Genomic DNA, 14,634 nt, shown 5'->3' with positions numbered 1-14,634 from the left:
AATCCATGTTCAACGCATTCTATCGTGACAAACGGATGCTGGTCCTGACCATTGCGGTCATCATCGTGGCGGGGCTCTCCTCGTACTTCGTGCTGCCGCGGCTAGAAGATCCCACGCTCACGCCGCGTTTCGCCATCGTAACGACCCTGTTTCCCGGGGCGCGCGGCGACCGGGTCGAGGTCCTGGTCAGCGATCGTCTGGAAGAAGAACTACAGGAAGTCGAAGAGATCAAAGAGATCCGCTCGACCAGCCGCGCCGGGGCTTCTTCGATGGTGATCGAACTGCGGGACGATGTATACGAGGTGGGGGAGATCTGGTCCCGCATTCGCGACAAGCTCGACGACGCCCAGGTTGGTTTCCCCGAAGGAGTCGGCGAGCCTGACATCGAGCTGATCACCACCAAGGCCTATGCCTCGATCGTCGCCCTGAAATGGACTCAACAGGGCGAACCAAGCTACGCGATCCTGTTGCGGCTGGCCGAACAATTGGAAGATCGCCTGCGAAGCGTGCCGGGGACAGAAGACGTCGAGATGTTCGGCGAGCCGGAAGAGGAGATCTCGGTGGAGGTCCATCCCGCGCAGTTGGCCAGCATCGGTCTCACGGCGGCGGACGTTGCCCGGCATCTATCGGCCAGCGATGCCAAGCTATCGGCCGGCCAGGTTCGTTCGTCGCAGTCCAACTTTCTGATGGAAGTCGATAGCGAACTGGACTCGATCCATCGCATCTCCGAAACGCCGGTGCAGTATGGCCAGGACGGCAAGTTCGTTCGCCTGGGTGACATTGCCAGCGTGAGCAAGGGAATCGCCCAGCCGCCACGGCAGATGGCCATCGTCGACGACCAGGCCGCGGTGACGCTGGGGACGCTCGTGCGCAGCGACTACCGACTCGACGTCTGGAACGCCAGCGCGCAGCAAGTCATCACGCAGTTCGAGTCGGAACTTCCCAAGGGAGTGGAACTGTCCCGCATGTTCGAGCAAAGTCCCTACGTCGAGGCCCGCCTGACCAACTTGTTGTGGAACCTGGCCATCGGGGGCGCGGCGGTGGTCAGCGTCATCCTGGTGATGATGGGCTGGCGAAGTGCCATCGTGGTCGGCACGGCATTGCCGCTCTCGGCTTTCATGGTACTGGCCGGCATGCGGTTCATGGAGATTCCCATGCACCAGATGTCGATCACAGGGCTCATCATCGCGCTGGGCCTGCTGATCGACAACGCGATCGTGATGGTCGACGAGGTTAAAACGCGAATGGAAGAAGGGGACGACGCCGCGCATGCGGTTGCCAGCAGCGCACGTCACCTGGCGATTCCGCTGCTGGGGAGTACGTTGACCACCGGGCTGGCATTCGCTCCGATCGCGCTGATGCCGGGCCCGGCGGGTGAATTCGTCGGCACGATTGCCATCAGCGTGATGCTTGCGATCGGCAGTTCGTTTCTGCTGGCAATGACCGTGACCCCGGCCTTGGCGGCGCTGTTTGTCGACTCGAAGCAGGATGGCGATCACCACTGGTGGACCATTGGATTGGAAAGCCCCCGGCTCGCCGCCGCGTGGCGCAATACGCTCGATTTCTTATTGGCTCGACCTCTCTTGAGCATTGGGCTTTCGGTCGTGTTGCCGATTGTTGGATTCGTGCAGGCCAGGCACCTGCCGGAGCAGTTCTTCCCGCCGGCCGATCGCAATCAATTTCAGATCGAACTGGAACTACCGCCGCAGGCGTCGATCGATCACACTGCGCAGACGGCCCGCAAGATCAGTCAGATTGCCAAAACACACCCAGAAGTCACCGGCATCGATTGGATCTTAGGGGAGAGCGCCCCGTCGTTTTACTACAACATCGTCCGCCGCCGCGAGAACAACGCGCCGTATGGTCAAGCCATCGTGCAGTTGAAATCGGCCGAAAGGGCCGCCGAGGTGATCAACGCGCTACAGCAAGAGTTCGACGAGTTCGTACCGGAAGCTCGCGTGTTGGCGAGGCAGTTGGAACAAGGGCCGCCGTTCGATGCCCCGGTCGAATTGCAATTGTTCGGCCCGGACCTTCAAGTCCTGCGTGCACTCGGGGAACGCGTTCGTGCTGAACTGGCACAAATCCCTGAGGTAACGCACACGCGAAGCGACCTGGGAGACGACCTTCCGAAGTTCGCGTTGGTGCTGGACGAAGAGAAAACACGTCTGGCAGGGCTGAGCCATGCCCAGGTTGCCCAGCAGTTGGCGGCTTCCACTGAAGGGGCCCTGGGGGGAACCATCCTCGAAGAAACGGAAGAGCTACCCGTTCGCGTCCGCGTACCGCAGTCGTATCGCGCGAGCCTGGCCGATATCGCTTCGCTCGACCTGGTGGTCCCCGGCATGGCTCACGAAGGCAAGCTGAACACCGTTCCGTTCTCGGCGGTCGGTTCCTTAGAGCTGAAGCCAGAGATCTCCGCGGTGACGCGCTTGAACAACCTGCGGATGAACGAGGTCAAAGCATACGTCCAAGCAGGCGTGCTTCCTTCGATCGTTCTGACGAAGCTCGAAGACCGCCTCGCGGCTTCCGGATTTGAGTTTCCCGCTGGATACCGCATGGGATTGGGAGGCGAAGCGAACGGGCGCGATCAGGCGGTGGGCAACTTGATGTCCAGCGTCGGCGTGCTGATGGTGTTGATGGTCGCGACGCTGGTGCTCTCGTTTAGCTCGTTCCGGGCCGCCTCGCTGATTGGCGCCGTCGGCTTTTTCTCGGTCGGGCTGGGTCTGGCCGCCTTGTGGATCTTTGGCTATCCCTTCGGCTTCATGGCCATCGTCGGCACGATGGGTCTGGTGGGGATCGCGATCAACGACTCGATCGTGGTGCTGGCCGCGCTGCGCGAAAACGACGAGGCAAAAGCTGGCGATCCGATTGCCGTCCGCGAGGTCGTCATGCGAGCCACCCGGCACGTTTTGGCAACCACGGCCACGACCGTCGTGGGCTTCTTGCCGCTGGTGATGTCGGGAGGTGGGTTCTGGCCGCCTCTGGCCGTTTCGATCGCTGGCGGCGTGGTGGGCGCGACGTTGTTGGCATTGACCTTCGTCCCCACCGCGCACATGGTGATGGCCAACCCGGCGACGCTGCGGCTGCCCTGCAAGCGGGCCAAGCAAACCGAGACGAGCACTTCAGCCGAGAGCTTTCAACACGACGGCGTGGCCGTTTATTCCTGATCTGAGTCCGCCTTCTTTTCGATTACCATCTGATCGAACAGACGGTTGTCGAGATCGTAGGCCTGAAACTCGAGGTTCGATCCGTTGATCCGAACCATCGCGTAATGATGGCCGCGACGAACGGTGTTCATGAAGAAGGGGCGAATGGGGCCGGGCGTTTCCAGGTGACCGCCACCCCCGCCGGTGATCATGTAAACCGGTGCGCCCCCGTCGACCGCTTTGTTCTCGCGAATCGGCCAGGTGCGTTCGTAGGAATGGATATGCCCGTTCCACACGATGTCAACGTGATACTTCTCGTAAAGGGGGACCAACTGCCGAGCCTTGACGTCGCCGCGCGTCCCTTTGTTGGTCTTCCAGAGATTGCCGTAATCGTCCTCATCGGAGGTGTAGGGGGGATGATGGTGGCAGACGAATTTCCAAGTGGCATCCGATTCGGAAAGCTGCTTCTCTAACCAGGCGTACTGCTCGGAATCGGGGCCGACGTTGCGGTTGGTATCGATCATGAAGAACTGGGCATTGCCGAATCGATACGTGTAGTAGTACTCGGGATTGGGAAGCGAGACATAGTCGTAGTAGTACTGGGCGTTTCGCTCGTGGTTTCCCAGAACCGGGTAGAACGGCACGTGGCGGATCAGCGGATTCATGCTCGGAAAGAAGTGCTGCGTCCAGTGCGAGTCATCCGGGCCGTTGGAAACCAGGTCGCCCGGGTGCAGTAAAAAGCTGGGACGCTGCTCCCAGGCAAACCCGGCCAGTTTGCCGCTGACGGCCGGGTTCCCTTGCGTATCGCTGATCACCGCGAACGCGAACGGCGTTTCTCTGTTGACGGCCGTTTGAAACGTTGCCACTTCGCTCAGAAGAGGTTCTCCGTCTTCCACGAGGCGCGTCTCGGTGCGATAGAAATATTGCGTCTCGGGCTGAAGGTTCTCGATGCGGATTTCATGAATCGTTTTGAGGTCACGCACATCGATTCGCTGCTGGCAGTCGGCCGTTTCTCCGTAGCATAGCGTGGCCATGGCAGGGCGATTCGATCGCCACATCACCGTCATTGTCGTTTGTGTGCCGAACTGCAGGTAAGGATCGATCACGAAGGCGAGCGGTTCGTGGATTTCCACCGCGGGAAGCTTGGCCAGGTCGGCGTTGTGCTCGTAGTCATGCTCGACCCAGGCCTTCTTGGCGGCCAGGTCGTACAGTACCACGTCGCGAATCCGCCCGCGATGACCGTAGAACTCGTTGTCATCGCGATAGGCCCCGATCATGAAGGGAGCTTTCGCCGGGTAATGAATGGGGCCGGACTGCGCGGTGCTTTCCGCATCCAACTTGCCGTTCACGTAGAGCTCCATCGTCTTGCCATCGTACACGGCAACCAGGTGATACAGTTTGCCAGGCTCGTACTTGGTGGTCCCCCGCAAGTACGTCAGACTGCCAGGGCCCATCTCGCCACGCAGCGCGAAGGCGAAGGTCGATTCATCGTAACCCAGCAACCAGCCTGCTTCGCTGGAGCCGTTGTCCTGGATCACCCCCACCAGGCCGCCCCACTTTTCCCCGCGATCGATCGAAACTACGGCTGACACGGTAAGTGATTCTTTCGGTAAGAAGCGCGCGGCCTGGTTGTGATCTTCTGCCACAACGATGCCCGACTTCTCGCCAGGGAGGAAGATCGCCTCTTCGTACTTTTCGCCAATGATCTGATGCTTGCCCAGTACGGTCCCGTCAGGGCCGCGACGGGCACGTAGCGTGGTGGCATCTCCTTCGGCGGCGATGCTCTGCGAATCAAACCGCCAGCGTGCCAACGGATCGGGGCCTTCATGGGCCTGGCAAATGTGGGAAGCAGCCGTCAGGAGGACGGCGAAAGCAAGGACGAACCGTGGAATCAAGTGAGTCATGGCAGTCGTTAGATCTGGGGAAGGATGGCAGGCAAATCGGCAATGGTGTCGATGACGAAATCGGCTTCAGCTTCGCGGAAGATCACGCGAATCGGCTCGAGCTTTTCGTGTCGCTCTTCCGGCGAAAGCGTTTCAAACTCGGCTTGCGTCAAACCTAGCTCGTTTCCGGAAGCCGCCAGGGCGACGGTCACGCAGCCGGCTCGTTTGCCGGCGGTGATGCCGACCGGCGTGTCGTCGACTTTGACCACTTGGGCCGGGTCGGTGATGCCGGACAGAGACATGATCTTCTGAATCATGTCCGGGGCAGGGCGCCCCTGCGCGACTTCGTCCGAGGTCAGCACATAGTCGGGCGTGATCCCCTGGCTGATCGCAAACGGCAGCAGCACGTCCATCAGTTCACGCGTGTAGCCTGTGGTGGAACCGATCTGAATTCCCTGCTCATGCAATTGATTGAGCACCTCCACGGCGCCTGGGATCGCGCCGGCATGCTGACTGAGGATCTGCTTTTGCAGCGGAAGGAAGTCGGCATAGATCGCATCGACGTCCGCTTCCACCGGCCGCGCGCCGAACCTGGCTTCCCAGCGATCCGCCACTTCCGGCATCGCCAGAATCGCGGCGATATGATCCCGTTTGGCGGCACCCATCGGTTCGCGAGCCTGGGCGGTGCTCACTGGTACGCCGCGCTGCTCAAATAGTGCCAGCAAGACCTCGACCGGGGCCTGACAGCCGAAGTCGATCATGGTGCCGGCCCAATCGAAGATGACCAGGCGAGCCGACGTTTCGATTGCCGTGTTAGTTGGTTCCATGAAGCACCTCCCATTGTGCGGAATTTCGCCAGCGATGGATGATCGATTCCGAGAAGGCCAAGGAAAGGGTCATTCCGTTGCCACCGAAACCATTGACGACGAGAACTTCCGGGCGAACCTCGCACACGAAACACATTTGCGTCGGGTGCTTGGCGTACAAGCCGTGCCAGCGCCGGGTGATGTTCCAGTTAGGAACGTTCATGATCTTTTGAAGTTCCTCGAGCATCAGCGCGTCGATCTCGGCCTTGTCGGTCGGTTCGATATCGTCCCCGTACTCGTGCGAATCACCCAGGATCAAGCCGCCGTTATCGGCCTGCGAGGCCATCACGTGAATGCCATAGCGATCGAGTTGGGGCGAGTCTTCCGCGAACCGCTGTTTGACGGCGGCCAACGAAGGGCAATCGCGGAACGAAGGATAGTGACGGAGGGTCAGTCCGCTGGCGATATGCGGACCGAGATTCCACCCGGCAGGCTGGGCTTCGGTGAGCATCATCTGCAGTTTGCAAATCAGAAGCCGTTCGGCCTGGTGGGCTTCAGGAAACAGATGCTGAAAGTAAGCACCGGTCGCGATGACGATGCGCTCGGCCGTCCAGGTCTGTCCATGGGAGCTGGTGACCTCGCCCGAATCGACCTTGATGATCGGGGAATCGAAATGGAACTTCACGTTGTGCGCGTCGGCCAGGTAGGCCGAAATCGAACTAACCGCCGTCGGAGGGGTTACCCGCAGTTCGGTATGCGAATAGAGACCACCCTTCAAGCCCGCCTGGTTGGCAGCCGGCGTGAGGTCGGCAATTTGCCTGGGCGTAACCAGTTCAATATCGAGACCGTCGGCAGCCGTCGAGGGAGCAAACTCCTGGAGCACGGCCAGTTCGTCGTCGTGATGAGCCAGGTGGAGCGATCCGCACTCGTGTACCGGGAAGCCAGCCGCGGCGCCCAGTTCTCGCCACAAAGTACGGCTGCGCAACGCGAGTGCCCGCTGCGTTCCCGCTGGCTGACCAACGGGCCAGATCATGCCGAAGTTGCGAATGCTTGCCCCTTCGGCGCGCGGGTTATTGTCGAAGACGGCCACCGTCTGACCCTGTTTCGCGGCCGCCCAGGCATGGCCCAGACCGACAATGCCGCCACCGACGACGATCAAATCGTAATGCATGTGAATGACTTTCGTTCCTATTGCGAGATAACTTCAGCGGCTTGGGGACACGCCGAAGGCTGTGAGCTGTTGTTCTGGCTAAGGACCCGTTTGCGTTGCCCGATCAAGATCGCCAGACCACTGATCACCAGGCAGCAGATTCCGCAAGCCGACAGGGCAAAGGAAAAGTGCTGAAAGTAGGTCAGGCGATCGAGGGAGTCGGCTCCCAGGTCTTTATAAAGTTGAACGCCGATGCTTCCCGTATACCCGAGTGCGTCGGCCAAATAGATTCCGAACACCGCGCTGCCGGCCCCGCGCAGGGCGACGAGTCGTTCAAACAGCACGGCATTGAAAGGGACGTAGGCCAGGTAGCTGCCGAGTCCGACCAGAATCATCCAAGTCAGCCCTGAAATCATTCCGGCGTAAATCATACTCGTCGAGGCAAAGATGATCGCCATGCCCAGGATCATCGAACTATAGATGGCCATCAATCCGTGGCGGTGGTTCTGTACGAGGATCAACGCCCCCAGCGCCAGGGTTACCAGCAAAGCGACCGGGAGTTCCATGCGCGAAAAGATCGCAGGTGCCTCGGCGTAGCCCAGCTTGTTCAAGATCTCGACCGAGTAGTTATCGCGAAAGTCGCGGTACGCCGTCAGACCCATGTAAAAGAGGAGCAGGGGCCACAGCGTATTCCACTGCGTGCGGACAAACGACCAGCGATCGCTGGCGGACATCTCCCCCCGTTTCGAACGCGACTGAACGTCCGCTTCATCCGGAGCCGGCAAACACATCAGCATGCCCAGGGCCAGCAGAAACATGGGCAGGAAACACAGCCCGGTGACTGCTGGCATCCAGTACGGGTCGACCCCGACGCCGATCCATGCCCGACCGACGTCTTTCACGACGCCGCTCGAAACGATGAACGAGCAGCACAAGCACGCCAGTAGCAGGTCGCTGCTGCGTCGTCCTTCCAGGTAGCGAACGACCAGCCCCCAAACCAATCCCAGGGGGAGGCCGTTGAGGAAGATGGCAAACACCTTGCCAGGCGTCGGCAGCACGGCGAACAGTACCAACGCCAACTCGGCGAGCCCAATCAGCGCCAGTAGCGCCAGGGTGCGGAAGCGATCGGGGATTCGCGTACAGAAATCGATTCCGAGATACTTCGACAGCGCATAGCCGATGATCTGAGCGATGACGAACGACGTCTTCAGCTCGATACCACTTCCCCAGAGGCCTTCGCCCGCGTAAGTCGCCGCCGTGAAGGGCTTGCGAAACGCGTACATGGCGAAATAGGTCAGAAATCCGGCCGCCGCGGCCGTGGCAATAACCGACCAGCGACTAGGTGCTGCTTCGCGATTTTCGGGGGAGTGCGGGTTGGTCACGGCTGTCTTCAGGCGAGTGGGAATCGTCATTCGAACGAGCCCTCATTATGCAAAATGCCCCCCTCACGCGACGATGACCCTATGCGTCAACTAAATTGACCTTTTTCCCCTCGCCTTCACAGTTCCTTATTCTGACGTCGGCCGGACCGCTCGTGAGAGGGCCGCTTCGATCCGTTCAGAAATGCGTTCGACGTTCAGACCGTCGCACTCGATGGTGATCTCGGCGTACTTTTCGTACAGCTCGTTCCGCTCGTTGAGCAGATGTTCCAGGCTTTGCCCCGGTTTCAGGGCGATGCCGCGCGTTGCCATGTTCGACAAACGCTGCTCGAGGGTTTGCAGGCTGGTCTTCAGAAAGACGATCCGCCCTAACCGCTTAAGGTGGGCCATCCCTTCCGCCCCGTAGCAAACGCTTCCGCCGGTGGCGATCACGTGGTGGTCGACCTCCAGGCTCAGCACGGCGTTTTCCTCGATCTGGCAGAATCGGTCGAAGCCTTCGGCATCCATGATTTGCTGTAGCGTCCGCTGCTGACTGGTTTGGATGATGAGGTCGGTATCGACGAACTGCAGGTTGATCCGTTTGGCCAGTACGACCCCGATCGTGCTTTTGCCCGAGCCTGGCATCCCGATCAACGTGACGTTGGTTCCAGCTTCGACTGTCATAGAGACTCATTTGAGGAGGAGACGTTTGCGTAAAATCGTTCCTTTCATCTCACGTCATCTTCGGCTTTTTGCCAACCCTTGGCACGGGGAAATGAGAGGGAATCGGCTGAGAATTCGGGGACTTCCCGAAATTCGCGGCTGACATTCAAAGAGGGATAGGAGCTTCGCCCCAGACGAGATTAAAATTAGCTGGTTCGGATTCGCGTGAATCCATTAAGCATGTCCCTGAGGCATCGTTCTATATGACCAAAAAGACCGAGATCGAAAACAAAGTTGCCGTGAAAATGGCTCTCGCCGACAAGTACCGCCGCCTGGCGACGCTGACCCACAGCGTTCCGGCCAAAGCCAGATTTCTTCGCCGCAGCGAATGTTTCCAGCGACAAGCTGGCGTGATCGGTAAAGCTCTGGCCGTTTAGGCCGCAGCTCTCCTAAGCGATCGAGAACCGCTCGACCGCTTGAATGAACTCGAAACGCTTTGCACAACTCCAGCGGTCTTCAAAGCGTTTCTCTCTTTCGCTGTTCGAACGAAAAAACGGACAGCCAAAGCCTCCCAAGGAAGGCTTCAACTGTCCGCTGGGTGGACGGAACGGATCGGGTTGCTTAGGAAGCGGTAACCGTCTTACGGGCCTTCGGCTTCTGCAGCGTGAATTCCGGCAGGCGAACGATTTCGCCACCCTTCATGGCGGACTCGTGGGCACAAATGCCGACGCAGGTCCAATTGGCCGACGTGACGGCATTCGGCATCGGATCGCGATCTTCGATCAACGCGCTGATCATTTCATGGACCAGGTGCGGGTGCGAGCCGCCGTGACCGCCCCCTTGAATGAATGAAAGGTGCGCGGCGTCTTCGATCGACTGCGTGAACTTCTGGATCGGTTCCGGCAGCAGGTGAGCGAAGTCCGGGATCTCGACGTGCGACGCGATTTCTGGTTCCGGCAACTTAGCCGTGTGCAGCACGTGCGGTTCCCCTTCGACGAGCGACCATTCGAAGCTCTTCTTCGTGCCGTAGACGTCAAAGCTTTCGCGATACTGACGAGCCGTATCGAACAGGAATCGCCAGATCTGAGCGGAGATGTCGCTGTCTTTAATCTTGATGTGGCACGATTCAACCGCGAAGGGGTTGCCCGACTTCTGGGCCAGTTCGTTGCTGATGCTGCCTGAACCGAAGCAGCTGACGTACTCGGCCAGGCCATCGACCAGACCCAATACCGGGCTGACCACGTGGGTGGCGTAGTGCATCGGGATCATGCGTTCCCAATATTCCGGCCAGCCTTCCATGTCTTGCGGGTGCGAGGCCTGCATGTATTGGACCTTGCCCAGTTCGCCCGATTCGTAAAGCTGCTTGATGAACAGGTACTCTCGGCTGTAGACGACCGTTTCGGCCATCATGTACTTCAGGCCGGTTTCGGCGACCTTCTCGACGATCTGGCGGCACTCGTCGATGGTGGTGGCCATCGGCACGGTGCACATGACGTGCTTGCCGGCATCCAGCGCCTTCAGCGACATCCAGGCATGGTCCGGAATGGGCGAGTTGATATGAACGAAGTCAACGTTCGGATCCGCCAGGACGTCTTCGTATTCGGTATACAGTTTCTCGATACCGAACATGTCCCCCGATTTCTTCAGCGCAGTTTCGTCACGGCGGCAGAGGGCGTAAACGTTAGCATTGGGATGAGCTTGGTAAATGGGAATGAACTCGGCTCCAAAACCCAAACCGATCATCGCGACATTAATAACTTTTTCGCTCATTGGAATCTACCTGGAGGGGACTAGACGAGGTGAATGGCAATGCCTTACTCCATTCAGCAGAGCAGAAATGACGCGCAAATGCTATGAGAAAACTTGCACTAAACAATAGGTATTTCACAAGCTGGGGGGATTCGCCGCCATAAATCGACTATCATAATGATCCTCGGTTCCCTTTTCAATTTTCACACCAGCTGCTTTTCATCTCCGAGGACGACCATGATTCAACCTCGCAAAGAGGTCGCTCTATTGATCGAGACCTCCAATGAGTATGCCCGGGGGCTCTTGGATGGCGTTGTGAGATACATGGAAGAGTACCAGCGCTGGTCGATCTTCCTACCCGAGCAAGGTCGCGGTGCGACGCCGCCGAAGTGGCTCAAGCAGTGGAATGGAGATGGCATCATCGCGCGGGTCGAAACGCCGGAGATTGCCGCCGCGCTGAAGCCGCTCAACATCCCGATCGTCGACGTTAGTGCTGCCCGCTTGATGCCGGAACTGCCGTGGGTCGAAACCGACGACAAGGCCATCTCGCAGATGGCGGTCGAGCACCTTCTGCAGCGCGGCTTCGCCCACTTCGCCTTCTGCGGCGATAGCACTTTCGCGTGGAGCAAGCTGCGCGAGAAGTTTTTCGTCGAAGCGCTCGCCGCGCATGGCCATGGTTGTCACGTGCTCGATCTTCCGACCGGTGAAGATGGGAAGAACTCGACCCCCAAGAACGTCCAGAAGCTCGACCGCTGGATCGAACGTCTGCCGCAGCCGATCGGCATCATGGCCTGCTTCGATATTCGTGGTCAATTGTTGTTGGAAGCGTGTCGAGAACTGGAGATCGACGTGCCGCGTCAAGTCGCCGTGATCGGGGTCGATAACGATCGCCTGTTGTGCGATCTTTGCTCGCCGCCGTTATCCAGCGTCATTCCCGACAGCCGCCGCACCGGCTTCGAGGCCGCCAAGCTGCTCGATCAAATGATGAAAGGGCAAACGCCCAAAGAGATGAAGAAGCTGATCCCGCCGCTGGGCATCGCCACGCGCCGCTCGACCGACGTGCTGGCGACCGAAGACCCGCTGGTCGGCATGGCGATGCAGTTCATTCGCGAACACGCGTGCGACGGCATCAACGTCGGCGACGTGCTCAAGGCCGTCGATAGCACGCGCCGAATTCTCGAGTACCGCTTCAAGCAGATCACCGGCCAAACGCCCCACGAAGCGATCGTACACCAGCGTCTCGACAAAGTCCGCCAACTGCTGCACGACACCGATTTAAGCATCGGTGACATCGCCGACCGCGCCGGCTTCGAACACGTCGAATACATGAGCGCCACCTTCCGCAAAAAGACGGGCCTCTCGCCAACCGCCTATCGCCGCAAGGTTCAACCGAACTAGCTGTGCAATTGCATCCGTCTGTGCAACTGAATCTGGATGGGGATATACTCTTCTCCTGTCCCCTCGCCCCTATGGGGAGAGGGGACCAGAGAGAGCGTGCCTGCGGCACCTAGAGGCCACCCTGTCTCTTCATCCTCCATCCGCCACGGTTGCCTCCTGGAATCAGCGCCTCTACACTAAACGTTCCTCGCTGATGGCGATGCGAAGGACGGATCGCGCGGGGTGATGTTTCGGTTCTCGCGCTTCGGGCAAAACTCATGGATTCAACGTCGCCAGCCAGTACCGAAGATTTGCTGGCGACCATGCATAAGTACTGGGGGTACGAGCAGTTTCGTCCCTTGCAGCGCGAGGCGATGGAGTCGGTCCTTGAAGATCGCGACTCGGTCGTGGTCATGCCCACCGGCGGCGGCAAGTCGCTCTGCTACCAGGTACCAGCCCTCTGCAAGCCTGGCGTCGCGGTGATTGCTTCACCGCTGATCTCGCTGATGAAAGACCAGGTCGATGCCCTGACCGCGTGCGGCATTCGCGCGGCGTGCATCAACAGCACCGTCACCCCAGCCGAGCGGCGTTCGATTGCCGCCGACATTCGCAGCGGCGACACGAAACTTGTATACCTGGCCCCCGAACGGCTGCTTTCCGATCGTACGCTCGACTTTTTAAGCAGCGTCGACGTCTCGTTCTTTGCCATCGACGAATCGCACTGCATCAGCGAATGGGGACACGACTTCCGCCCCGAGTACCGCATGATGCGGATGCTCAAAGATCGCTTCCCCGGCGTCGGCATTCACGCTTACACCGCCACGGCGACCCAGCGCGTCCGCAGCGACATCGCCCAGCAGCTAGGCCTGGTCAATCCCGAGATGCTGGTTGGCTCGTTCGATCGTCCGAACCTGGTCTATCGCATCCAACGCCGCAAAGATCGTTTCGCCCAGATTCAAGAGATTGTGTCGCGGCATGCCAACGAGTCCGGCATCGTCTATTGCATTCGTCGAACCGACGTCGAGTCGATCGCCCAGCAGCTGAACGACGTCGGCATCAAGGCCTTGCCCTATCACGCAGGCCTCAGCGACGAGGAGCGTCAGAAGCATCAAGAGGACTTCATTCAAGAGCGCGCCGACGTCGTCGTCGCGACGGTCGCGTTCGGCATGGGGATCGACAAGTCGAACGTCCGATACGTCGTGCATGCCGGCATGCCCAAGTCGCTGGAAAGCTATCAGCAGGAAAGTGGCCGCGCCGGTCGCGATGGCCTGGAAGCCGAGTGCGTGCTGCTTTATTCCAGCGGCGATCTGGTCACCTGGAAGCGAATGCTCGGGGACCTGCCCGACACCGCGCAGCAGGCGGCGTTCCATTCGCTCGAAGCGCTCGACCATTTCTGCATCGGCACCGAGTGCCGCCACAAAATGCTCGTCAGCTACTTCGGCCAAGACCTGGGAGAGGCCGAGTGCGAAGCGTGCGACGTCTGCCTGGGCACCGTCGACCTGGTCGAAGATGGCCTCATCCTGGGGCAAAAGATTCTGTCCTGCATCGTCCGCACAGGCGAACGTTTCGGGGCGGATCACAACGCCAAAGTGCTCTGCGGTTCGCGGGACAAGCGCGTGCTGGAACTGGGGCACGACGAGCTGAGCACCTACGGGCTGTTGCAAGATCAAAGCATCCGCGCGGTACGCACCTGGATCGAACAACTCGCCGGGCAGCGTTTCCTGGCCAAGACCGGCGAGTTCAACGTTTTGAAGATCACCGAAAGTGGTCGCCAACTCTTGCGGGGTGAAGTCACGCCGAAGCTGACCAAGCCCGATGGCGATGCTGAAGACAAGCCGAAACGGAAGCGGAAGGGGGACGACTGGGAGGGAGTCGATCGCGGATTGTTCGAGTCGCTCCGATCGCTTCGCCGCGAGAAGGCCGAAGAGGCTGGCATCCCGGCGTATATCGTCTTTGGCGACAGTTCGCTTCGCGAGATGGCTCGGCATCGCCCCTCGACGATTGAAAGTTTCCGCTTGATCAAAGGGGTCGGCGACAAGAAGTGCCAGGACTACGGCGAGGCATTCACCAAGCACATCGCCAACTATTGTCAGGCGGAAGGGGTTGAAGTCGACGCGCTGGAAACCGAGGTCATTGCTGCCCCGCGCCGTGAGGCCCCCAAGAATCAATCGCCGAAACTGAAGGACGCGTTCACCCTGTTCGCCAAAGGGAAAACGGTGGACGAAGTCGCCGCGATTATCGAGCGGGCCAACTCAACCGTCCAAGGCTACCTCGAACAGTTCATCAAAGAGCAGAAGATCGACGATCCCACGGCCTGGGTCACCGGCGAAACGGCCCGCCGCATCGAAGCCGCCATCGAAGAGTGCGGCCTAAGAGCCCTCCGCCCCGTGTACGAACACCTGGGAGAAGAGGTCACCTACGAAGAAATCCGCATCGTGGTAGCCTGTCTCCAAAACCGCGAATCCCCCTAACAAGCCTCCAGTCCCCTCGCCCCGATGGGAAGAG

The 14,634-nt window shown here is 59.6% G+C and carries 10 protein-coding genes; 4 read left to right on the top strand and 6 right to left on the bottom strand.

The genetic code is table 11. The features are described 5' to 3' along the window. The first annotated feature begins 5 nt into the window (after positions 1-5). The gene (locus Pan97_RS14395) at positions 6-3,164 is read left to right on the top strand and encodes an efflux RND transporter permease subunit (RefSeq protein WP_144973655.1); all 3,159 of its coding nucleotides are present in this window, start codon (positions 6-8) and stop codon (positions 3,162-3,164) included. Here the strand turns inward: Pan97_RS14395 and Pan97_RS14390 are convergent. The 5 genes from Pan97_RS14390 to Pan97_RS14370 form a co-directional block, all read right to left on the bottom strand. Continuing rightward, entirely contained in the window at positions 3,155-5,047 is a 1,893-nt protein-coding gene (locus Pan97_RS14390) for a metallophosphoesterase (RefSeq protein ID WP_144973653.1), read from the bottom strand. The genes Pan97_RS14395 and Pan97_RS14390 overlap by 10 nt on opposite strands. Positions 5,048-5,055: 8 nt before the next feature. Further along, positions 5,056-5,853 carry a phosphonoacetaldehyde hydrolase gene (phnX, locus tag Pan97_RS14385; protein WP_144973651.1) on the bottom strand — a complete coding sequence of 266 codons (798 nt, stop codon included), beginning with the start codon at positions 5,851-5,853 and terminating at the stop codon, positions 5,056-5,058. Continuing rightward, a complete protein-coding gene (locus Pan97_RS14380; protein ID WP_144973649.1) occupies positions 5,840-7,003 on the bottom strand; it encodes a TIGR03364 family FAD-dependent oxidoreductase in 1,164 nt (387 codons plus the stop codon). Before Pan97_RS14380 ends, phnX begins: the two co-directional genes overlap by 14 nt. Positions 7,004-7,020: 17 nt before the next feature. After that, positions 7,021-8,394 (bottom strand): DUF5690 family protein, encoded by a 1,374-nt coding sequence (locus tag Pan97_RS14375; protein ID WP_144973647.1) that lies wholly within the window; start codon positions 8,392-8,394, stop codon positions 7,021-7,023. A gap of 96 nt (positions 8,395-8,490) precedes the next feature. Continuing rightward, the gene (locus Pan97_RS14370) at positions 8,491-9,024 is read right to left on the bottom strand and encodes a shikimate kinase (protein ID WP_144973645.1); all 534 of its coding nucleotides are present in this window, start codon (positions 9,022-9,024) and stop codon (positions 8,491-8,493) included. Positions 9,025-9,266: 242 nt separating this feature from the next. Here Pan97_RS14370 and Pan97_RS26300 point away from each other — a divergent pair, with 242 nt between their 5' ends. Further along, on the top strand, positions 9,267-9,440 hold the full coding sequence (locus Pan97_RS26300) for a hypothetical protein (RefSeq protein ID WP_165698765.1): 174 nt from the start codon (positions 9,267-9,269) through the stop codon (positions 9,438-9,440). A gap of 184 nt (positions 9,441-9,624) precedes the next feature. Here Pan97_RS26300 and Pan97_RS14365 read toward each other — a convergent pair whose 3' ends face one another. Then, positions 9,625-10,773, bottom strand: a complete 1,149-nt coding sequence (locus tag Pan97_RS14365) for a Gfo/Idh/MocA family protein (RefSeq protein ID WP_144973643.1) — start codon at positions 10,771-10,773, stop codon at positions 9,625-9,627. 216 nt (positions 10,774-10,989) lie between these two features. On the opposite strand from Pan97_RS14365, the gene Pan97_RS14360 reads away from it, so the two are divergent. Next, positions 10,990-12,150 carry an AraC family transcriptional regulator gene (locus Pan97_RS14360; RefSeq protein WP_144973641.1) on the top strand — a complete coding sequence of 387 codons (1,161 nt, stop codon included), beginning with the start codon at positions 10,990-10,992 and terminating at the stop codon, positions 12,148-12,150. A 257-nt stretch (positions 12,151-12,407) separates the two neighbouring features. Next, on the top strand, positions 12,408-14,600 hold the full coding sequence (gene recQ, locus Pan97_RS14355; protein WP_144973639.1) for a DNA helicase RecQ: 2,193 nt from the start codon (positions 12,408-12,410) through the stop codon (positions 14,598-14,600). Positions 14,601-14,634: the final 34 nt, after the last annotated feature.

The sequence above is a fragment of the Bremerella volcania genome (genome assembly GCF_007748115.1).
GTDB classification, from domain to species: domain Bacteria; phylum Planctomycetota; class Planctomycetia; order Pirellulales; family Pirellulaceae; genus Bremerella; species Bremerella volcania.
Note: the sequence above shows the minus strand (reverse complement) of the source record. Positions and strands in the feature narration are given on the sequence as shown.